We start from the raw sequence: 20,085 nt of genomic DNA, 5'->3' as shown, positions 1-20,085 counted from the left end.
GCCTTAGGAAAATATGATTTTAAATATCCTTTGATAATAATTTGATAGTAATATTTAAAACATTTAACGCCCGAATGATGATAGTAAATACTGATCGCCATCATTTCACTGGTACTCATTTTGGAGACAGCTAAACTTTCTCCTGATTCAACCATGTGTTTTTCAAAACACTTACAAAAATCGTCGCAGTCAATGAAAATTTCTGTTAATTTTGTCGTTAGCAATGTTAGTCGGCTCATGATGTGTTCTTGTTTTTGTGCAATTACAAAAATACATTAGAGTCGGCAATATTGCTTTTTTTTGTTGTAAAAAATTGATTATCAGTTTGTTATATCAATAACTCACGTTAAAATAAGAAAAGTCGCAATCACCCCGCTGACCCCAACCCCGATTGCAAATCAGGGTTAGCAAATAGAAAGAATTACAAAAAATAATGAACATAGAAAAAACAATACAAAGCCACATTGCCGCAGCGTTGAAAGCGGAGTTTGATGTTGAAGAAAATAACATCGTTTTACAAAGTACTAAAAAGGAATTTGAAGGAACTTATACCTTCGTGGTGTTTCCATACATTAAGGCATTACGTAAGTCGCCCGTAGAGTTAGGAAATGCTATCGGGAATTATCTTGTAGCCAATTCTGGCGTGGTAAGTGCGTTCAATGTAGTGCAAGGTTTCTTGAATATTTCTATCGCTGATTCGGCTTGGGTAGATTTATTTACCAGTATTTTTAGAGATAAAACCTTTGGACAATTACCTGATAAAAATGAAACGGTAATGGTGGAATATTCTTCGCCAAATACTAATAAACCGCTTCACTTAGGTCATTTACGGAATAACTTTTTAGGGTTTTCGGTGGCTCAAATTTTATCCGCTAATGGCTATAAAGTGGTAAAAGCTAATTTGGTAAACGACCGTGGAATCCATATTTGTAAGTCGATGTTGGCGTACCAAAAATTTGGTAATGGCGAAACTCCTGAAAGTTCTGGCATAAAAGGCGACCATTTAGTTGGAAAATATTATGTGGAATTCGACAAACATTATAAAGTTGAAATAGAGGCTTTGAAAGAAAAAGGATTGTCGGAAGATGATGCTAAAAAACAAGCTCCATTGCTCCTTGAAGCCCAAGAAATGTTGTTGAAATGGGAAAACGGAGACGCTGAAACAATTGCTTTGTGGGAGAAAATGAACGAATGGGTTTTCGCAGGATTTGGTCTTACTTACGAGAAAATGGGCGTAAGTTTTGATAAAATTTACCGTGAATCAAATACCTATTTATTGGGTAAAAAATTCGTTGAAGAAGGATTAAAATCGGGCGTGTTTTTCCAGAAAGAAGATAGTTCGGTTTGGATAGATTTGACAGAAGAAGGACTTGACCAAAAATTGGTGCTTCGTAAAGATGGAACATCTGTTTATATTACCCAAGATATGGGAACAGCAGAGTTGAAATACAATGATTTCAAGATGTCAAAATCTGTGTATGTGGTTGGAAATGAGCAAGATTACCATTTCGAAGTTTTGTTCAAAATCATTAAGAAATTAGGTCGCCCGTATGCTGATGGACTTTTCCATTTAAGTTATGGAATGGTAGATTTACCTTCGGGTAAAATGAAGTCTCGTGAAGGAACAGTTGTTGATGCGGACGATTTGATGAGAGAAATGACTGATACTGCCCGTGAACGCACTTTAGAATTGGGAAAAACCGAAGGATTCGCCAAAGCAGAAGCGGACGAATTGTACGACACCTTAGCAATGGGAGCGTTAAAATATTTCTTATTGAAGGTTGACCCTAAGAAAAGAATGTTGTTTAATCCTGAAGAATCTATTGATTTTCAGGGACATACTGGGCCGTTTATTCAATACACACACGCTCGTATTTGCTCAATTTTAAGAAAAGCACATGAACAAGGAATTGTTGGAAAAACAACTGATTATCCAGCTTTGCAAGAATCAGAAAGAGAAGTAATATATTTGTTAGGGCAATATCCTCAGATTTTAGCAGATGCAGGTCGTGAACTTTCTCCTGCCTTAATTTCGTTCTATGTTTATGATTTAGCGAAGGCATATAATCGTTTTTACAACGAAATAAATATCTTTAATGAGACTGATAAAAATGCTCAACAATTCAGAATTGCATTTTCTGGTGTAGTGGGTGAAACAATTCAGAAAGCAATGAGTTTATTAGGAATTAAAGTCCCGTCGAGAATGTAAGAAATCTGTCTGAACTATGATTTATAAGATTCATTGAGTTTTAGGGTTAATTTCACACCGTAATTTATTACAAGGTTCTAATTTTTTATCCTAAAATCATATAAGTCCAACAAATCATAGTTCAAACGTTTATGAACAAAAAAATAATTATATCCATCATTTTAATCTTCACAACAGTTATGTTACTAAAACTCATGAAAATAGGGTCATTATTGGGGGCATTATCAGTTCCATTTACACAGAACAGCTTTGTAGAGCGTCCTGAAAACATTACAATTACTGCTACAAAAACAATCTATGATTTCAAAATGAAGTCATTAGATGGAAAAGAGGTTGATTTGTCGATTTACAAAGGCAAAAAAGTAATTATTTTGAATACCGCTTCAAAATGTGGATTTACTAAGCAATATGCTGATTGGGAAACATATTACGAAGCAAATAAAGATAAAGTAGTGGTTTTAGGTTTTCCTTCAAATGAGTTTGGTGGACAAGAACCAGGTACTGATGGAGAAATTGCTGCGTTTTGCAAAAAGAATTATGGTGTAAATTTCCCAATGTTCTCAAAAGTTGTAGTGAAAGGTGAAGGTAAATGTGATTTGTATAAATTCTTGACTACCAAGTCTTTAAATGGTTGGAACGATAAAGAGCCATCTTGGAATTTCTGCAAATACGTTATCAACGAAAAAGGAGAATTAACACATTTCTTTGCATCAGGCGTAAAACCAGATAGTAAAGAATTTATGGATGCAATTAAATAAAGTTTATGAGTAAATGTAGTTTATGAGTTCATAAGAAAAGGTAGTTAGCCATTTTTATGAACTCATAAACTCATATACCTATAAACTCATAGACTCAGATATGAAACATTGGATTTCTGCGGCTCGTCCACGCACCTTGCCACTTGCTCTTTCAAGTATTTTGATGGGCAGTTTTTTGGCAGTAGGCTCACAGGCTTTTTCTTGGACAATCTTCTGGTTAGCCGTCCTTACTACCACTTTTTTGCAAATTCTTTCCAATTTTGCCAATGATTATGGCGATACTGTCAGCGGAGTAGATACCGTTGAAAGAACAGTTGCCACTCGTGCCGTGCAAACAGGAGCAATCACACGTGAACAAATGACTAAAGCCATTATTTTGATGTCGATAGTGTCATTTATTACAGGTTCATGGTTGATTTATGAAGGTTTGAAAGATACTTCTATTAAAACCATTCTTACTTTTTTCGGAATCGGAATTTTAGCTATCATTGCCGCCATTACTTATACCGTAGGCAAAAGACCTTACGGATATATGGGTTTTGGAGATATTTCGGTTTTGATTTTCTTTGGTTGGGTTGGGGTTTTAGGTACTTACTATTTGCATACGCATGAATTTAATTGGTTGAATTTGCTTCCTGCTACTTCATGTGGACTTTTTGCCGTTGGAGTGCTGAATATCAATAATATACGTGATATTGATTCTGATATTAAAACAGGTAAAAATTCAATTCCTGTACGTTTAGGAAAAGATAAAGCGGTGATTTATCATTGGTTTTTATTGATTGGGGGCTTTGCTTCGGCAGTCATTTATTCATTAATGAACCACTCTGAATTATTAAATTGGATATTTTTAATCACTTTGCCACTGCTAATTAAGATTGGCATAGGTGTTTCTAAAGGACAAACGCCCGCTCAAATTGACCCATTTTTAAAAGTCATGGCTTTGACAACTTTGTTATTCGTAATAACTTTTGGAATAGGACAGGTTTTTTAGTTATTGGTTACTGGTTATTGGTTATCAGACAGAGCAAAGTCTTTTAGCAGTATAAAGGAACTTTCAACAAATCAAAATCGTTTAAAAATTACAGTTAAATTTTCTCTCAGCTAATAACCAGTAATCAATAACAAATAACCAATCATGGTAACAGTAACCGAAATAGCAGCTAATAAAATTATAGAACTTCGTCAAAAAGAAGGACTTACCGAAAACTATAATGTTCGTGTAGCCGTAGAAGGAGGAGGATGTTCGGGTTTAATGTATAACCTCGATTTTGCTTCTGAACAGAAACCAACAGACATGATTTTTGAAGATAAAGGCGTAAAAATTATGGTTGATAAAAAATCAATTTTATACCTTGCAGGCACAGAATTAGACTTTTCTGATGGTTTGAATGGTAAAGGATTTCAATTTATTAATCCAAATGCTACTCGTACTTGTGGATGCGGAGAGAGTTTTGCGGTGTAGATTTTCGTAATCTGTCAAAAATAAAAGCCCTACAAAATACCGATTTTGTAGGGCTTTTATTTCTTATCCTATAAATAATAAAATTATTCTTAGATAAATAGTAATTTTGTATTTCAAACAACACTAAAATTTATGCTATTTTCAAAAATCACAGGGATTGGTCATTATGTGCCTGAGAATGTAATCACTAACCAATATTTAGAAACAATTATGGAGACGTCCGACGCTTGGATTACTGAGCGAACAGGAATTAAAGAGCGTCGATATTTTACTTACGGAAAAGATACAAATGCTTCAATGGCTACCGAAGCATCAAGAATTGCGATTGAACGTGCTGGAATTTCTCCTCAAGATATTGATTTTATCGTTTTTGCTACCATTACCCCAGATTATTATTTTCCCGGGCCTGGGTTCGTTATGCAACGAGAATTGGGTATGCAAGGTGTTGGCGTTTTGGATATTCGTGACCAATGTTCAGGTTTTATTTATGCCATGTCAACGGCCGACCAGTTTATAAAATCTGGAATGTATAAAAATATTTTAGTAGTTGGTTCAGAATTGCAATCTACATTTTTAAATCATTCAAATGAAGGGCGTGGCGTGGCAGTAATTTTTGGTGATGGGGCAGGAGCGGTAGTGATGCAAGCAACTAAAGATGAACAACATAGAGTTCTTTCTACGCATTTACACGCTGACGGTACGTATGCCGAAGACTTGTACGTGAAAGACCCAGGAAGTAGTCGCCCGAAACGTTTTTATGATGATTTGGTAGAAGATAATAAAACAGGAGACGTTTTTATGAACGGAAATGCGGTTTTCAAACACGCTATCGTTCGTTTTCCAGAAGTTATTCGTGAGGCTTTAGATAAAAATGGCTTAACTCCCGAGGATATAGATTTATTAGTACCGCATCAAGCCAATCTTAGAATTTCGGAATATGTTCGCCAACAAATGGGAATGCCCGAAGAAAAAGTGATGAATAATATTCAAAAATACGGAAACACTACGGCAGCATCAATTCCAATTGCTCTTTGTGAAGCATGGGAAACGGGTAGAATAAAAGACGGTGATTTAGTGTGTTTAGCTGCCTTTGGTAGTGGCTTTACATGGGGGTCAGCTTTGATTCGTTGGTAGTTTAGTTACTGGTTTATTGGTTACTGGAAATTGGTTACTGGTTTATTGGTTACTGGAAATTGGTTACTGGTTTATTGGTTACTGGAAATTGGTTACTGGTTTATTGGTTATTGGAAATTGGTTAATAGTAAAAAAGTCCTCAAAATAGCTTTTGAGGACTTTTTTACTTATGACTTATTGGTTAGTAAGTATTCGTTAAAAATTAGGCGGTTCGCCGCTACGATTATGTTTGAGTATGGTACAATTGCTTGATTAATAGTGAGTTACATTGCTAATGCCTAACCACTAAATCCTAATCCCTATTTAACCAATAACCAATTTCCAGTAACCAATCACCAATAAAATTCTATTTCTTCTCAAAATCACGGTGGTTAGCCATTTTGAATAATTCATCTTTTGGTAAAGATTTGAAATATTCATAAGTGATTTTTAAGCCTTCTGCTCTGGCAACTTTTGGCTCCCAACCAAGCAAGGCTTTTGCTTTTGTAATATCTGGTTTACGTTGTTTTGGGTCATCAGTTGGTAATGGCAACGAAATCAATTTCTGATTTGTACCTGTCAATTTGATGATTTCCTCTCCAAATTCTTTAATCGTAATTTCGTCTGGATTACCAATATTTACTGGTTGTTCATAGTCTGACATCAACAAACGATAAATTCCTTCCACTAAATCATCAACATAACAGAAAGCACGAGTTTGTGAACCGTCACCAAACATCGTTAAATCTTCTCCACGAAGAGCTTGTCCGATGAATGCAGGCAATACACGACCGTCATTCAGACGCATTCTCGGTCCATAAGTATTGAAAATACGAACAATACGAGTTTCTAATCCGTGATAAGTATGGTAAGCCATTGTCATCGCTTCTTGGAAACGTTTTGCTTCGTCATAAACGCCACGAGGTCCAACAGGATTCACATTTCCCCAATATTCTTCTGGTTGTGGGTGAACGTTAGGGTCTCCGTAAACCTCTGAAGTTGAAGCAATTAGTACTCTTGCTTTTTTTACACGAGCTAATCCAAGACAGTTGTGAATTCCCAAAGAACCAACTTTTAATGTTTGGATTGGAATTTTCAAATAGTCAATCGGTGATGCTGGTGAAGCAAAATGTAAAATATAATCTAATTCACCCGGAACATGGATAAACTTTGAAACATCGTGGTGATAAAATTCAAAGTTTGGTAATTTAAATAGGTGTTCGATATTCTTCAAATCACCTGTAATTAAGTTATCCATCGCAATAACGTGGAAACCTTCTTTGATAAATCTATCGCAAAGGTGTGAGCCTAAAAATCCTGCTCCACCTGTAATTAAAACTCTTTTCATGATATCAGTTATCAGTGAACAGTTATCAGTAAACAGTAAACAGTTATCAGGTGAATAAAGAATCTATGACAAATGCAAGAATCTAAATAATAACTGATAATTGTTCACTGCTAACTGATTACTGTTCACTGGTTATTGTTTACTCGTTTTGTTGTTTTTAAAATTGAAAACATTATTTTACTTAATTCATCAACTTCTTTGTAAATACTTGAGAATGTTTTTTCATCAAGGTAATTAGTATCTTTAAGAAGTGAAAGCCAATATTTTGTTTCAAGACTTTCTTTATAAGCTATTGAAATCTTACTTGAAAAATCCGCTTGAGATATTGCACCGTTAGCTTCGGAAATATTAGCCCCAATAGAAGTCCCACTTCTCAAAAGTTGCTTAGATAAAGTAAATTCTTTCTTTTTATCAATTAAATATTGATACGCTTTTATTGTTCTTATAGCTAAAGCGTATGCTTTATTATAAAGATTGTTATCAGTTTGCATATTAAGGAATAAGGTAGAAATTTTAAAGATAAAGCAATGGGGTAAAACATATATGTTTTCTGATAACTGTTTACTGTTTACTGTTCACTGTTTCTCTTCCAATTGAATAGTAAGTATATCCTTTTTCTGCAATTTCGTCTAATTCGTATAAATTACGACCGTCAAAAATTACTTTATTTTTTAATAAAACATTCATTACTTCAAATTCTGGAGTACGGAATTGAGGCCATTCTGTCATGATTAATAAAGCGTCAGCATCTTTCAATGCCTCATAAGGACCAGAAGTAAAAGTGATTTTGTCACCAACTAAAGCTTCAACATTTGGCATTGCCTCTGGGTCATAAGCCTTAATCGTTGCTCCTGCTTCAACCAAAGCATCGATATTGTATAATGCTGGTGCTTCACGAATATCATCTGTATAAGGTTTGAAAGCTAAGCCCCACATAGCGAAAGTTTTACCTTTCAAATCTCCTCCAAAATACTCATTAATCATTGGGATTAACTTTGTCTTTTGGTTTTCATTTACGTCCATTACGGCTTTCAAAATTTTGAAATCGTAATCATTTTCTTTAGAAGTTTTTTCTAATGCTTGAACATCTTTTGGAAAACAGCTTCCTCCGTAGCCGATTCCTGCAAACAAGAATCTTTTACCGATACGAGAATCCGTACCGATACCTCTACGAATATCATCAACGTTTGCCCCTACTTTTTCACAAAGGTTTGCAATTTCGTTCATGAAAGTAATTTTTGTAGCCAAGAACGCATTGGCTGCATATTTAGTCATTTCAGCCGAACGCTCATCCATGAAAATCACAGGATTTCCCTGACGAACTAACGGAGCGTATAACTTAGTCATTACCGCTTTTGCTTTGTCAGATTTTGTACCAATAACCACTCGGTCAGGCTTCATAAAATCTTCTACGGCAACTCCTTCACGTAAAAACTCAGGGTTTGAAACTACGTCAAATTCAACTTTGGCATTTTTAGCGATTGCCGCTTGTACTTTCTCAGCCGTTCCAACAGGTACTGTACTTTTGTCGATAACAACTACGTAATTTTCTAAAATTGGACCTAAATCGTCCGCAACTTTTAAAATATATTTCAAATCTGCTGAACCGTCAGCACCTGGAGGCGTTGGTAAAGCCAAAAAGATTACTTGTGCATCTTTGATACCTTCAGACAAAGAAGTTGTGAATTTTAATCTTCCTTCGTTAGAGTTACGTAGAAATAATTCTTCCAAACCAGGTTCATAAATTGGAATGACCCCGTTTTTCATTTTTTCTACTTTTTTTGCGTCAATATCCACGCAAATAACCTGATTGCCTGTTTCAGCAAAACAAGTTCCCGTTACCAATCCTACATATCCTGTTCCGATTACAGCTATTCTCATTATTCTCGATTTTTGTTTTCTTGAAATAGTTATAGTTTATTTTTCAAAATTAGTGGTTTTTATTGGTATAATCTAAATACGTATCTCAAATGTTGCGAAAGAATTTTGTAAAATTATTAAGTGGCTCTTTGTGAATAGAAATCTGTCTGGTCGTAGGAACGCTTAGCCAAGCCTACGACTAATTTCAGCTTGTTTTTCCAAAATGATGTGAAAATAAGTTTAAATTAAATATCCACTCCCAAACTCCGTAAATGCTTTATAAATGCCCACTCAAATTCATCTATCGTCATTACAATTCCTGTTTCTTGGGCTTTGACATCTGCAATATGACAAAAATCTATTCTTGCTTTAACTTGTATATCAGTACTCATTCTTTCATCATAAGGTTTTTGTTGATGCTTCTGATGATATTTGATCCATTCAAAAGCATCTAAATTAAGTCTATCGTATTCACGTAATCTTTGTGAATTTGTAACATCTTTCCTTTCTGTCCTTAATTTCCAATTTATCATCCAGTATATCAAATACATAATACTACCTATAAAAGAAAGCTCTCCTGAATGATACGTTATGAGACCATTAGCAAAAACTCTTTCTTCGTCTATGTATTTGTAATCGTAGATGGTAGATTTGATTAAAGGATTTGGTTCTGAACATTCAAAAAAATACATGATATCCCTATCAGAATCATGTCCGACAAACAATATATTATCTAAATCAACATCGTTTCTTACGTTTCTATTGGCAACGAGTACATCCAATAACGCTATGTCTTTAGCTATTGTGTTAGCTCTTTCAATATCTTTCACTCTGAAATCTAAACGAAAATCACGTCTTGATGTATAAAAATTATTGCCAAAAAAACTCAAATAAGTACGTAATGCCAATGGAATGGTTATGTCATATTTGCGTTCTAATTTGTTGATTGTTACTTCAGAGCAGCCTTGTAAATCTTTTTCCTCTGAAAATCCTGTTTTTAGAAGAAAGACTTTATATGACTCAAAAAAACGATTATATTGATTTTCTACCATTTTATCTTACTTTTCTAATCGGAATTATCTACAATTCGTAAAAACAAACCGCAGGCAGGACGAAAAGTCGCTGTCAGCGGTTGTGCGACAAATAATGGATAATTCCGTTTTAACTGATAATTAGTGTACCTAATTTAAAAAAAGCTCAACCATTCCTTCCTAAAAGCCTACTCAAAACCCCTTCTTTCAAAGCATAATTAGACACTTTTATTTGGTTGATTTCGTATCTTTTCAAAATAAAATCTATTAAACAAACGCCTACCACAATCATATCCACACGTAATTCTATCATGCCTGCAATGTTCATTCTTTGTTCACGATTTTGCGAAACGAGTTTCAAAAAGGAGTCGTAAAATTCAGCAAGGGGTAATTCAAATGAAACTTGGTCGGTAGGGGGGAGTTGCCCAAATTGTTTCATAAAATACATATCAATGAGCGTTTCAAACGAACCCGCCGAGCCAATTACACACACAGGTGCGTACTGATGCACGGCGTTGGTAAGCGGTAAAAGTTGGTCTTCGAGGTAGTTCTTTAGTGCTTGAACCGAACGTGGAGAAATGGGGTCGGTGGTCATGAATTTATCCATCAATCGCTGACCGCCAATTTCAAAACTTTGCTTGTAAAATATTTTAGTTTCGTTGCAAATAATAAACTCAACCGAGCCACCGCCAATGTCAATAATCATGGCAGTTTCTGAACCGATTTTCATGCCTAATTTAACGCCTTCGTAAATCAAACCCGCTTCTTCATCTCCCGAAATTACTTTGATTTTTATACCCGTTTCAGTCAAAATTCTCTCACAAAATTCATTGCCGTTTTTAGCATTTCTGACGGCACTGGTAGCCGTTGCCAAAATATTGTCGGGTGTAATGCCTTCTTTGTCAAATATTTGCTGAAAATATTGTAAGCCTTTTACAGCTCTTTGGATTCCTTCTTCGGTAATAATGCCATCTGAAATGCCACCTTTACCAATTTTGGCGGCGTAACTGTCTTCATGGATGGTCTGAAATGTGTCGCCTTCTTGTGCTACAATCAATAGTTGAAATGTATTTGTCCCTAAGTCAATAATTGCTTTCTTTATCACGTTTTGTAATTGATTGTAATGTTTTGGATTTACCTTTGTGGATGTAAAGATAGGAAGAAAAAAACATCAAGGTGCAAAGGCACAGAGGAGCAAAGACGCAGAGGAATATAAAAGTGTGAAGTGGAGAATAAAGATAACAAAATAAAAAAGGCATAAGGTTTTAAGAGCATTGATTTAGAACGGAGGCAAATACTTTGTACCTCTGTGAATTTCTTCTTTGCCACTATTAAAAATGGTATTAATAACAGGTATAACAGGTTTGGTCGGAAGTTTCACGGCAAAGCGTTTCTTAGAAGCGGGTTATCAAGTGGCTGGTCTAAAAAGACAAAATAGCGACTTGTCGTTATTGCAAGGAGTTGAAAATCAGATAACTTGGCATGAAGGCGATGTGTTAGATATTCTATCGCTTGAAAAAGCCATGCAAGGAATTGACTTGGTGGTTCATGCGGCGGCTATCGTTTCATTTGCTCCGAAAGACCAAGAACGAATGCTAAAGACTAATGTAGAAGGCACAACAAACGTCGTTAATATTTGTTTAGATAGTAAAGTCAAAAAGCTTTGTTTTGTTAGCTCTGTGGCAGCTTTAGGGCGAAAAACGCCTAATGGAGAATCTCATAAAAGCATGATTCAGATTAACGAAAAAGCTACTTGGGAAGAAAGTCCATTGAATTCTAATTATGCCAAAACCAAGTATTTAGCCGAAATGGAAGTGTGGCGTGGGCAGTCGGAAGGTTTAGAAACCGTTATTGTTAACCCGTCCATTATTTTGGGAGAAGCCGATTGGACAAAAAGTAGTACACAATTGCTCAAATACGCTTATGACGAACATGCTTTTTATCCACAAGGAAATCTTAATTATGTGGATGTGGAGGATTTGGTTTCAATTATTTATCAATTAACTACTTCTGATATTTCTAATGAAAGATACGTTGTAAGTGCAGGGCAAATTACGTACAAAGAATTTTTAACGAAAGTTGCTCAGAAATTTCATAAAAAAGCTCCCCAAAAATTACTCAATAAATCGTTAACGGGTATTATTTGGCGATTAGAAGCAGTCAGAAGTTTCTTTACAGGAAAAGCTCCATTAATTACCAAAGAAACCGCACTTTCATCCAGTCATTCTTTTGAATATCAAAATGATAAAGTGAAAAATGCACTCAGTTTTTCATTTAAAAGTTTAGATGAAAGTTTAGATAGAATTTGTGGACAATTACTGAAAAAATATCAATAAAATAAATTAGTAGAGAGTTTTGATAAAAGAAAAGTCTGAATCCTGACAACTTTGATGCCTTAAAACTTTACAATTAGCATAATTTTTGCTACGCTAATTAATAAATCAAGGTGTTTGGTATAACAAAAGTTTATTATTAAATTAGCAATAACAGGAAGTTGCTACTGATAATACCAGACCCTAAAATCAATGATGGAACAAGATTTTGAAGACCGCCGAGAGGAAACGCTACATTCGGTGAGGCGTTTCGAATCCATGCTCAAACGTATGGAATCTTCTTTTTTCGACCTTGATACCTACGAACAAATCGTAGAACATTATATGGAAGAAGGGAAAGTCGATGACGCTATGCAAGCCTGCGATATGGCTCTGGAACAATACCCTTACTCGTTGGAAATGATGCTTTGTAAGGCTGAGTTGCTCGCTAATCTTGGAAAACATGACGAAGCACTCGAAATTATTGATAAAGCAGAGTTATTCAATCCTTCTGATACCGACATCATTTATCTCCGTAGTACCGTTTACAATCTTAAAGGTGATTACCAAACGGCTATCGAATTGCTCACAGAAATTTTAGAAATTGCTGAAGACCGAGACGAAGTTTATTTTCATATCGGATTGGCGTATCAAAGTTGGGGAAAACACCATAATGCCGTTGCTGCTTTCAAACAAGCCATCGAGGAGAATATCAAAAATGAAAATGCTCTTTATGAATTAGCCAATAGTTTAGATGAAATAGGAAAATTAGAGGAATCGTTGCCTTATTATCAACAATTTATCGACACAGACCCTTATTCTGAAAACGCTTGGTATAATATCGGAATTGCGTATTCTAAATTAGGGAAGTTTGAAGAAGCAGCCGATGCGTATGAGTTTTCGGTTGCGATAAATGATAAATTTTCTTCGGGATATTTTAATTTAGGAAATTCGTATATGAATTTGGGCAATTGGGCAAAAGCAGAAGATGCTTATCGTCGTTGCCTTGAATTTGAGGACGTTACGCCCGAAGTTTATTGTTGTTTCGGAGCAAGTATTGAGCGTCAAGAACGTTTTGCAGAAGCCATTCATTATTACAAAGATGCCATAAAGCTCGACCCAGAATGGGACGATGGTTATTTCGGGGTAGGTGTTTGCCTTTGTGAAATGGAGCGTTGGTTTGAAGCCACGCATTTCTTGAAAAAGGCACTTAGCTTAGACGATAAAAATGCTTATTATTGGTTGGCGATAGCAGATGCAGAAACGAATATGGGTAATATTGTTTCGGGTATGGAAGCCTACCAAAAATCAGCGGAATTAGAACCGATGAATCCAGAAGCATGGATAAAATGGTCTATTTTGAACCATGAGCAAGGAGATTTTGAATTGGCGGCAGAATTAATGCTTTCTGCTATTGACCAAATGCCAGAAGAATCAGAATTATATTACCGTGCAGCCGTTTATTTTATTAAATCTGGACGGTATAAAGAGGCATTCAATTACTTAGAAACAGGTTTGATTTTAAATTACGAAGGACACGAATTGATGTTTGAATATTTTAAAAGTTTAGAAACTCAAAAAGCAATTTTTAGAATAATTGAGCAGTATCGGAAGTAGGGGATTGGTTTATTGGTTACTGGTATATTGGTAATTTGAAAATATTATTCTAACAAAAAAGGAACTTCAGCTAAATGAAGTTCCTTTTTTTATTAAAATTGGGATAAGTAAGCACTTTACCCGTTACCCAATCACTAATACACCAGTAACCAGTTAACCAATTTTCAGTAACTAATTACCAATTTCTACTAACAAAATTCTTCAAAAACACCTTCTAAGTGATTAGCGATTAATTCTGCTGAACGACCTTCGATGTGATGACGCTCTACCATGTGAACTAACTCTCCGTCTTTGAAAAAAGCAATCGCTGGAGAAGATGGAGGATATGGTAAAGTATATTCACGAGCTTTTGCGGTAGCTTCTTGGTCAACACCTGCAAAAACGGTTACTAAATGATTTGGTTTTTTCTCTGAATTCCAAACGGCTTCTTTCACACCTGGACGAGCAGTACGTGCTGAACAACCACAAACAGAGTTGATAAACATCAAAGTTGTTCCGTTTTCAGCCATGACAGTTTCAACTTCTGCGGCCGTTTTTAATTCTGTAAATCCTCCTTCTGCAATATCTGCACGCATTGGAGCTACTAAATGTTCTGGGTACATATTTCTAATTTTTTGAATGAGTGAATGGGATGCGTAACTTGAGCGAATGAATAAGATTTCAAAAGGAACGAATATTTACATATTCACTCAATTACTAAATTAATCAACCACTCAATGAACAATGTTACATAAAACCAAGTTCCAGTTTTGCTACTTCCGACATCATATCTTGTGAATACGGAGGGTCAAAAGTTAATTCAACACTAACGTCTGAAACTTCTGCAATTTCCTTAATTTTCTGTTCAATTTCCACAGGAATCGCCTCTGCCGAAGGGCAAGAAGGAGAGGTTAATGTCATTAAAACATAAACATTATTAACTGGAAATATTTTTATATCGTAAATCAGACCAAGTTCATAGACATTCACAGGAATTTCTGGGTCATAAACTTCTTTAATCGCTCTGATTACTTCTTCTTTTAATTCTTCTTCTGACATTGGTATTTTTAGTATTAAGTATTAGGTACAAAGTATTAAGAAATAACAAAAATACTTAGGACATAATACTATTATAAGCAATCGCATAATTCTTCATCTGCTTCACCATCGAAGCCAATCCGTTTGAACGAGTTTGTGCTAAATGTGAACTCATCCCGATTTTATCCATAAAGTATAAATCTGATTCTGCAATTTCCTTTGGCGTATGTCCAGACAAAACTCTAATGAGCATATTTACCAAGCCTTTTACGATAATTGCCTCAGAATCAGCTTCAAAGATTAGTTTTTCTTCGTCTTTATGAGCATTCAACCAAACTCTACTTTGACAACCTTTGATGATATTTTCTTCAGTTTTTTGTTCTTCGGGAAGCCCTTTGAGTTTCTTTCCTAAATCAATGATATATTCGTATTTGTCTGCCCAATCGTCAAACAATTCAAATTCTTCTATTATTTCGTCTTGTGATTCGTTAATTGTCATTTTTCTGAAAGTCATTCGCTTGTGCTGTTCTGCGAATGGTTAAAATTTCTATTCTGTTCTCAAAAATCTCATAAATGATTCTAAAAGTGCCATAAATGATAACTTCCCTAACCATTTCATCTTTTAATTCAATGGTCATTCTACCCATAAGTGGATTTTGAGATACTAATTCAAGTATTTCAAAAACTTTCGACTCGAATCTATCAGCATTTAGTGGTGATTCGTTTTCAATATATAAAAAATGACTTTGAAATGTCTCAATTCCTTTTGATGTCCAAGCTATTTCTTTCGCCATTCTCTTACGAATGCTTTTACTTCATTATTAGAATAAACTTGCCCATTCCGAGATTGTTGACGAGCAGTTTCAATTTGTTCAAGAACGAGAATTCGCTCTATCATTTCTTCCACAGAAGTATTATTAGGAAGATTTTGGAAAGATTCTATTACTTGATTGGGCGTTATCATGTTAGGAGAATTATATTTTTACAAAAGCATTTTCTTAACTCTGTGTATTCCAGCTACTAATCGGTCAATTTCTTCAGTTGTATTATAAACCGCAAAAGATGCTCTGGTTGTTCCCACAATATTGAATCTTTGCATTAAAGGTTGCGTGCAGTGGTGTCCAGTTCTTACGGCAATCCCTTGATTATCAAGCAATACACCAATGTCTTGTGGGTGAATTCCATCCATGATAAAACTTATTACAGACACCTTTTCTTTTGCTTGACCAATTATTTTTAGTCCGTCAATCTCCAATAATTGCTTTGTGGCGTATTGTAAAAGCATATCTTCATGAGCTGCAATATTTTCTTTACCATGTTGTGCGATAAATTCTAATGCAGTTTTTAAAGCAACAACATCAGCAATATTTGGCGTACCTGCTTCAAATTTATAAGGCAATTCGTTGTAAGTCGTTTTCTCGAAAGTTACCTCTTTAATCATCTCGCCACCGCCCATGTATGGAGGCATTGCGTTGAGGATTTCTTTTTTACCATACAATACACCTATTCCTGTTGGTCCATATAATTTATGAGCAGAAAACGCATAAAAATCAGCATCAAGTGCTTGAACATCAATTGTTAAGTGAGATGATGCTTGAGCTCCATCAATCAAAACTTTTGCTCCAAAATTATGAGCTAATTCAATAATATGCTTAATAGGGTTAATCGTTCCTAATGAATTAGACACATGATTTACCGATACCAATTTCACTTTTTCTGAAAGCATATTTTGGTATGCTTCCATATCCAATTCGCCTAAATCGGTAACAGGAATTACTTTCAATTTGATACCTTTTTCTTCACAAAGCATTTGCCAAGGCACAATATTGGAATGATGTTCTAAACCAGAAATGATAATTTCGTCACCTTCTTTAATAAACTTTCTTCCGAAAGTGCTGGCTACTAAATTAATACCTTGAGTTGTACCAGAAGTAAAAATGATTTCTTCGATAGAAGATGCTCCAATAAACTCACGGACAGCCTCACGAGACGCTTCAAAGTCACGAGTGGCACGTTCTGCCAAAGTATGGATACCTCTATGAATGTTGGCGTTATCAAAGTTGTAATAATGTGCAATGGTATCAATAACCGATTTTGGTTTTTGTGTGGTTGCGGCATTATCAAAATATACCAATTTACGACCATTAACTTCTTGGTCAAGAATTGGGAAATCGGCTCTGATTGCCTGTATGTCTAATATTTCGGTGATTGTTGTCATGAATTAATATTCAAACTAAAATGATGTGCGGTAATTTTTAATTTCTTATTCAAATACAAACGATGTGCATCATAACGTTGATGTCCCGAATCTAAATGAATTCCATCAAGTTTTTGGGTTTGAGCCAAATCAATAATAAAGTCTAATAATTGACTCGCATAGCCTTTTCCTCTCGCTTCTGAAATCGTTGATAAATCATCAATGTAGATAATATTACCACAGTAAAGCATTGTCATGTACCTAAATCCAACAACTGCGGGTACATCTCCATTTTCATCTTCAATAAATACTAATTGATAAGTCTGATTTTTCATATTATCAATTAAAGCCAAATAATTTTCCTTTGTAAGATTTGGTCTTAAAGCACTAATTGCATTCCAACATTTTAAATATTCGTCTTGAGTATTTGCGAATTTTATTTGAGTCATATACTCCACGAATTATTGTAAAGGGTCAATTTTTAACATTGGTTTACTTGCTTCCATTAATCTCCAATTATTCATCAATTCTTCTTGATGTAAAACCGCCCATTCGATTACCAATCCTAATGTTTTTGCAGGTAATTTTCCTTCTAAAAGTGCAAAATTGTCAATAGAAATAACCGCTTTAAAATCTCCATAATGTGCATGAAAATGAGGAGGATTATGGTCATCAAAATACATAAAGATGATAATTCCGAAAAAACGACTAATTTGTGGCATAATGTTCTTTTTTCTTCCAGTCTTCAAAGGAAAGACCTACTAATTTTAAATACAAAGAATCTGGACACAAATCTAAACCCTCATTCCATGCCACCGCATTTGATTCTTTATCAATATACGCATTATTAAAAAGACCATCCTCATCCCATTGTTGGAAAATTCCTTTATGGGCGAGATGAGATACATCCGCAATTCCTTGCGTTCCATCGTCATATTTTAATGCAAGACGATAGTTAGTTAACCCTTTTACATCAATAAGTCGTGGAAACATCTTGTTCTGATTTTAATCTTGATAAATCTTTTCCGTAATCAATTCTTGCAAATATTCTTTGATAGAAGCAATCTCAAATTTATCAATTACGTCCTGTGCAAATGCCAATGTCAATAATGCTTTTGCAGAATCTTTTGAAATACCACGTGCTTGCATATAGAAAAGTGCATCATCGTTCAATTGTCCAGTGGTTGTTCCGTGTGAACATTTTACGTCATCTGCCCAAATCTCTAATTGTGGTTTTGTATTCATCGACGCATCTTCTGACAACAATACGTTTTTACAAGATTGAAAAGCGTTTGTTTTTTGAGCATCTTCTCTTACAAAGATTTTTCCGTTGAATACACCCGTTGATTTACCTTTCAAAATTCCTTTGTATAATTCATTAGAATTTGAATTTGGCTTGGCGTGGTCAACCGCAGTATGGTTATCTACGTGTTGTTTCCCGTTTGGAATGTATAAACCAAACATATTAGCTTCAGCGTATTCTCCGTCAATTTTGATATTCAAATTGTTACGAACAAATCCTCCGTTGGCTGTAACGGTATTAGCTGTAAATACAGATTTTCCAGCTTGTAAAACCGAAGTTGTACCGATATGATACGCTTTGTCCGACTCGTTCTGAACTTTGTAATAATGTACGTTTGCTTCTTCGGCAACTACAAATTCAGTAACGGCATTTGTGAATGAAGCATTTTCGCCAATAGTACGGAAGGCTTCAGCAATTTGTACTTCTGAACGTTTGCCAACTACAATTAGATTACGTGGTTGAGCCGCAACATTTAAAGTACGAGCATCATTAATAAAACGAATAATGATTGGTTGCTCTACCACTTTATTTTCAGGAACATGAACGAACACGCCATTTTGTGCAAAAGCGGTATTCAAAGCCGTGAAAGCATTGTCTTGATAATCAGAATATTTATTGAAATACTGCTCAATCAATTGTGGTTGAGTTTTTGCAGCTTCGGCAAAAGTCAAAATTTGTAATTCAGTCTGAGGACTTACAATGGTTGATAATTCTGCGTTGTAAACCCCGTTGATGAAGTAAAGAATATTTCCTTCAAGATTTGGAATAGGCATTTCTGCTAAATCTTCTGCCGAAAAATTAGTAACTGCATTAAATTCAAATGCTTGATTTACTAAATTTTTAACATTAGAATATTTCCATTCTTCATGTTTAGTGGTTGGGAAACCCAATTTGTCAAAACGTTCTAAAGCCTGCTGACGAACTTGGTGAACGGCAGATTTTGCTTCGCCATTCATGCGTCCTTCGGCAGTTTTGAAATCTGCTATTAATTGAGTTTTTAAATCTGTATTGTTCATAATCAAAATCTAATCTTTATTAATAGCTTATTAAACCGTTTCGCCCAATTCTTCCTTAATCCAGTCATAACCTCTTTCTTCTAATTCAAGGGCTAATTCTTTTGTTCCTGATTTCACGATACGACCTTTGTATAATACGTGAACAAAATCTGGAACGATATAATCTAATAAACGTTGGTAGTGCGTTACCACGATAGTAGCATTGTCTGGAGATTTTAATTTGTTAACTCCTTCAGCTACAATACGTAAAGCATCAATATCAAGTCCTGAATCTGTTTCATCTAAGATAGCTAATTTGGGAGCTAAAACAGCCATTTGGAAGATTTCGTTACGTTTTTTCTCACCACCTGAAAACCCTTCGTTCAAAGCACGATTTAACAAAGATTGGTCGATATTTACAATCTTCATTTTTTCTTTGAACATCTTTAAAAACTGTACCGCATCCATTGGTTCTTCACCACGATATTTACGAATTTCGTTTACAGCCGTTTTCAAGAAATTGGTGGTTGAAACTCCTGGAATCTCAACAGGATATTGAAAAGCTAAAAAGATACCTTCCGCAGCACGTTCTTCTGGAGCAAGTTCTAATAAATCTGTTCCGTCAAAATCAACGCTACCCCCGGTTACTTCGTAAGTGTCACGACCTGCCAAAACAGAAGCCAATGTACTTTTCCCAGCACCGTTCGGTCCCATAATTGCGTGAACTTCGCCTGCTTTAACTTCTAAATTTAAACCTTTTAGAATTTCTTTATCTCCAATTTTAGCTTGTAAATTGCTGATTTTTAACATTGTATTCTATTATTTGTATATTCTTTATAATTAATGGTTACAAAATTACG

Annotated in this window: 23 protein-coding genes and 1 pseudogene; 7 read left to right on the top strand and 17 right to left on the bottom strand. The window is 35.0% G+C overall.

The window, feature by feature from the left end; genetic code table 11:
* Positions 1-239 (bottom strand): annotated as a pseudogene (locus LV89_RS24925) (IS982 family transposase); the annotation flags it as partial.
* A 194-nt stretch (positions 240-433) separates the two neighbouring features.
* Between LV89_RS24925 and argS the strand changes: the two are divergent.
* The 5 genes from argS (at position 434) to LV89_RS16870 (ending at position 5,566) form a co-directional block, all read left to right on the top strand.
* Positions 434-2,209 (top strand): arginine--tRNA ligase, encoded by a 1,776-nt coding sequence (gene argS / locus LV89_RS16890; protein ID WP_109744100.1) that lies wholly within the window; start codon positions 434-436, stop codon positions 2,207-2,209.
* A gap of 194 nt (positions 2,210-2,403) precedes the next feature.
* Positions 2,404-2,967: a glutathione peroxidase gene (locus LV89_RS16885; RefSeq protein WP_229201542.1), complete on the top strand. Its 564-nt coding sequence runs from the start codon at positions 2,404-2,406 to the stop codon at positions 2,965-2,967.
* Positions 2,968-3,067: 100 nt separating this feature from the next.
* Positions 3,068-3,961 (top strand): 1,4-dihydroxy-2-naphthoate polyprenyltransferase, encoded by an 894-nt coding sequence (locus tag LV89_RS16880; protein ID WP_109744098.1) that lies wholly within the window; start codon positions 3,068-3,070, stop codon positions 3,959-3,961.
* A gap of 144 nt (positions 3,962-4,105) precedes the next feature.
* A complete protein-coding gene (locus LV89_RS16875; protein ID WP_109744097.1) occupies positions 4,106-4,432 on the top strand; it encodes a HesB/IscA family protein in 327 nt (108 codons plus the stop codon).
* A gap of 132 nt (positions 4,433-4,564) precedes the next feature.
* Entirely contained in the window at positions 4,565-5,566 is a 1,002-nt protein-coding gene (locus LV89_RS16870; RefSeq protein WP_109744096.1) for a 3-oxoacyl-ACP synthase III family protein, read from the top strand.
* Between the two features lie 346 nt (positions 5,567-5,912).
* Here the strand turns inward: LV89_RS16870 and LV89_RS16865 are convergent, their stop codons facing one another.
* The 5 genes from LV89_RS16865 to LV89_RS16845 form a co-directional block, all read right to left on the bottom strand.
* Complete coding sequence (locus LV89_RS16865) at positions 5,913-6,893, bottom strand: UDP-glucuronic acid decarboxylase family protein (RefSeq protein WP_109744095.1); 981 nt, start codon at positions 6,891-6,893, stop codon at positions 5,913-5,915.
* A 125-nt stretch (positions 6,894-7,018) separates the two neighbouring features.
* A complete protein-coding gene (locus tag LV89_RS16860; RefSeq protein WP_109744094.1) occupies positions 7,019-7,384 on the bottom strand; it encodes a four helix bundle protein in 366 nt (121 codons plus the stop codon).
* A 70-nt stretch (positions 7,385-7,454) separates the two neighbouring features.
* Positions 7,455-8,774 (bottom strand): UDP-glucose dehydrogenase family protein, encoded by a 1,320-nt coding sequence (locus tag LV89_RS16855; protein WP_109744093.1) that lies wholly within the window; start codon positions 8,772-8,774, stop codon positions 7,455-7,457.
* Between the two features lie 224 nt (positions 8,775-8,998).
* The gene (locus tag LV89_RS16850; protein ID WP_109744092.1) at positions 8,999-9,805 is read right to left on the bottom strand and encodes a hypothetical protein; all 807 of its coding nucleotides are present in this window, start codon (positions 9,803-9,805) and stop codon (positions 8,999-9,001) included.
* Between the two features lie 145 nt (positions 9,806-9,950).
* On the bottom strand, positions 9,951-10,889 hold the full coding sequence (locus tag LV89_RS16845) for a Ppx/GppA phosphatase family protein (RefSeq protein ID WP_310588789.1): 939 nt from the start codon (positions 10,887-10,889) through the stop codon (positions 9,951-9,953).
* Between the two features lie 232 nt (positions 10,890-11,121).
* Here LV89_RS16845 and LV89_RS16840 point away from each other — a divergent pair, with 232 nt between their 5' ends.
* Both LV89_RS16840 and LV89_RS16835 read left to right on the top strand, forming a co-directional pair.
* Positions 11,122-12,120 (top strand): SDR family NAD(P)-dependent oxidoreductase, encoded by a 999-nt coding sequence (locus LV89_RS16840; RefSeq protein WP_109744091.1) that lies wholly within the window; start codon positions 11,122-11,124, stop codon positions 12,118-12,120.
* A gap of 189 nt (positions 12,121-12,309) precedes the next feature.
* Positions 12,310-13,713, top strand: coding sequence for a tetratricopeptide repeat protein (locus LV89_RS16835; protein ID WP_229201541.1), 1,404 nt, complete (start codon positions 12,310-12,312; stop codon positions 13,711-13,713).
* Positions 13,714-13,901: 188 nt separating this feature from the next.
* On the opposite strand, the gene LV89_RS16830 is transcribed toward LV89_RS16835, so the two are convergent.
* The 11 genes from LV89_RS16830 to sufC all read right to left on the bottom strand — a co-directional run bounded on the left by LV89_RS16830 (position 13,902) and on the right by sufC (position 20,035).
* A complete protein-coding gene (locus LV89_RS16830) occupies positions 13,902-14,315 on the bottom strand; it encodes a BrxA/BrxB family bacilliredoxin (protein ID WP_109744089.1) in 414 nt (137 codons plus the stop codon).
* Between the two features lie 124 nt (positions 14,316-14,439).
* Positions 14,440-14,751: an iron-sulfur cluster assembly protein gene (locus tag LV89_RS16825; protein ID WP_109744088.1), complete on the bottom strand. Its 312-nt coding sequence runs from the start codon at positions 14,749-14,751 to the stop codon at positions 14,440-14,442.
* A gap of 55 nt (positions 14,752-14,806) precedes the next feature.
* Positions 14,807-15,229 carry a SufE family protein gene (locus LV89_RS16820; protein ID WP_109744102.1) on the bottom strand — a complete coding sequence of 141 codons (423 nt, stop codon included), beginning with the start codon at positions 15,227-15,229 and terminating at the stop codon, positions 14,807-14,809.
* Positions 15,219-15,524 carry a type II toxin-antitoxin system RelE/ParE family toxin gene (locus tag LV89_RS16815; protein WP_109744087.1) on the bottom strand — a complete coding sequence of 102 codons (306 nt, stop codon included), beginning with the start codon at positions 15,522-15,524 and terminating at the stop codon, positions 15,219-15,221. Before LV89_RS16815 ends, LV89_RS16820 begins: the two co-directional genes overlap by 11 nt.
* Entirely contained in the window at positions 15,509-15,694 is a 186-nt protein-coding gene (locus LV89_RS16810) for a hypothetical protein (RefSeq protein WP_109744086.1), read from the bottom strand. The genes LV89_RS16815 and LV89_RS16810 overlap by 16 nt, the downstream gene beginning before the upstream one ends.
* 18 nt (positions 15,695-15,712) lie before the next feature.
* Positions 15,713-16,948, bottom strand: a complete 1,236-nt coding sequence (locus LV89_RS16805) for a cysteine desulfurase (protein ID WP_109744085.1) — start codon at positions 16,946-16,948, stop codon at positions 15,713-15,715.
* Entirely contained in the window at positions 16,945-17,376 is a 432-nt protein-coding gene (locus tag LV89_RS16800) for a GNAT family N-acetyltransferase (RefSeq protein ID WP_109744084.1), read from the bottom strand. The genes LV89_RS16805 and LV89_RS16800 overlap by 4 nt, the downstream gene beginning before the upstream one ends.
* Before the next feature lie 12 nt (positions 17,377-17,388).
* Positions 17,389-17,649: a DUF4160 domain-containing protein gene (locus LV89_RS16795; protein ID WP_109744083.1), complete on the bottom strand. Its 261-nt coding sequence runs from the start codon at positions 17,647-17,649 to the stop codon at positions 17,389-17,391.
* Positions 17,636-17,920 carry a DUF2442 domain-containing protein gene (locus LV89_RS16790; RefSeq protein ID WP_109744082.1) on the bottom strand — a complete coding sequence of 95 codons (285 nt, stop codon included), beginning with the start codon at positions 17,918-17,920 and terminating at the stop codon, positions 17,636-17,638. The genes LV89_RS16795 and LV89_RS16790 overlap by 14 nt, the downstream gene beginning before the upstream one ends.
* Before the next feature lie 12 nt (positions 17,921-17,932).
* Positions 17,933-19,246 carry a Fe-S cluster assembly protein SufD gene (gene sufD / locus LV89_RS16785; RefSeq protein ID WP_109744081.1) on the bottom strand — a complete coding sequence of 438 codons (1,314 nt, stop codon included), beginning with the start codon at positions 19,244-19,246 and terminating at the stop codon, positions 17,933-17,935.
* A gap of 30 nt (positions 19,247-19,276) precedes the next feature.
* Positions 19,277-20,035, bottom strand: a complete 759-nt coding sequence (gene sufC / locus LV89_RS16780; protein ID WP_109744080.1) for a Fe-S cluster assembly ATPase SufC — start codon at positions 20,033-20,035, stop codon at positions 19,277-19,279.
* Positions 20,036-20,085: the final 50 nt, after the last annotated feature.

Origin of the sequence: Arcicella aurantiaca, from assembly GCF_003148625.1 — a bacterium.
GTDB classification, from domain to species: Bacteria; Bacteroidota; Bacteroidia; order Cytophagales; family Spirosomataceae; genus Arcicella; species Arcicella aurantiaca.
The sequence above is the reverse complement of the archived record's forward strand: the minus strand, read 5'-3'. Positions and strand labels throughout refer to the sequence as shown.

Excerpts from the sequence above, each read along its gene's own strand:
- argS (WP_109744100.1), top strand. The coding sequence starts at position 434 with ATGAACATAGAAAAAACAATACAAAGCCACATTGCCGCAGCGTTGAAA.
- LV89_RS16885 (WP_229201542.1), top strand. The coding sequence starts at position 2,404 with ATGAAAATAGGGTCATTATTGGGGGCATTATCAGTTCCATTTACACAG.
- LV89_RS16880 (WP_109744098.1), top strand. The coding sequence starts at position 3,068 with ATGAAACATTGGATTTCTGCGGCTCGTCCACGCACCTTGCCACTTGCT.
- LV89_RS16875 (WP_109744097.1), top strand. The coding sequence starts at position 4,106 with ATGGTAACAGTAACCGAAATAGCAGCTAATAAAATTATAGAACTTCGT.
- LV89_RS16870 (WP_109744096.1), top strand. The coding sequence starts at position 4,565 with ATGCTATTTTCAAAAATCACAGGGATTGGTCATTATGTGCCTGAGAAT.
- LV89_RS16865 (WP_109744095.1), bottom strand. The coding sequence starts at position 6,893 with ATGAAAAGAGTTTTAATTACAGGTGGAGCAGGATTTTTAGGCTCACAC.
- LV89_RS16860 (WP_109744094.1), bottom strand. The coding sequence starts at position 7,384 with ATGCAAACTGATAACAATCTTTATAATAAAGCATACGCTTTAGCTATA.
- LV89_RS16855 (WP_109744093.1), bottom strand. The coding sequence starts at position 8,774 with ATGAGAATAGCTGTAATCGGAACAGGATATGTAGGATTGGTAACGGGA.
- LV89_RS16850 (WP_109744092.1), bottom strand. The coding sequence starts at position 9,805 with ATGGTAGAAAATCAATATAATCGTTTTTTTGAGTCATATAAAGTCTTT.
- LV89_RS16840 (WP_109744091.1), top strand. The coding sequence starts at position 11,122 with ATGGTATTAATAACAGGTATAACAGGTTTGGTCGGAAGTTTCACGGCA.
- LV89_RS16835 (WP_229201541.1), top strand. The coding sequence starts at position 12,310 with ATGATGGAACAAGATTTTGAAGACCGCCGAGAGGAAACGCTACATTCG.
- LV89_RS16830 (WP_109744089.1), bottom strand. The coding sequence starts at position 14,315 with ATGTACCCAGAACATTTAGTAGCTCCAATGCGTGCAGATATTGCAGAA.
- LV89_RS16825 (WP_109744088.1), bottom strand. The coding sequence starts at position 14,751 with ATGTCAGAAGAAGAATTAAAAGAAGAAGTAATCAGAGCGATTAAAGAA.
- LV89_RS16820 (WP_109744102.1), bottom strand. The coding sequence starts at position 15,229 with ATGACAATTAACGAATCACAAGACGAAATAATAGAAGAATTTGAATTG.
- LV89_RS16815 (WP_109744087.1), bottom strand. The coding sequence starts at position 15,524 with ATGGCGAAAGAAATAGCTTGGACATCAAAAGGAATTGAGACATTTCAA.
- LV89_RS16810 (WP_109744086.1), bottom strand. The coding sequence starts at position 15,694 with ATGATAACGCCCAATCAAGTAATAGAATCTTTCCAAAATCTTCCTAAT.
- LV89_RS16805 (WP_109744085.1), bottom strand. The coding sequence starts at position 16,948 with ATGACAACAATCACCGAAATATTAGACATACAGGCAATCAGAGCCGAT.
- LV89_RS16800 (WP_109744084.1), bottom strand. The coding sequence starts at position 17,376 with ATGACTCAAATAAAATTCGCAAATACTCAAGACGAATATTTAAAATGT.
- LV89_RS16795 (WP_109744083.1), bottom strand. The coding sequence starts at position 17,649 with ATGCCACAAATTAGTCGTTTTTTCGGAATTATCATCTTTATGTATTTT.
- LV89_RS16790 (WP_109744082.1), bottom strand. The coding sequence starts at position 17,920 with ATGTTTCCACGACTTATTGATGTAAAAGGGTTAACTAACTATCGTCTT.
- sufD (WP_109744081.1), bottom strand. The coding sequence starts at position 19,246 with ATGAACAATACAGATTTAAAAACTCAATTAATAGCAGATTTCAAAACT.
- sufC (WP_109744080.1), bottom strand. The coding sequence starts at position 20,035 with ATGTTAAAAATCAGCAATTTACAAGCTAAAATTGGAGATAAAGAAATT.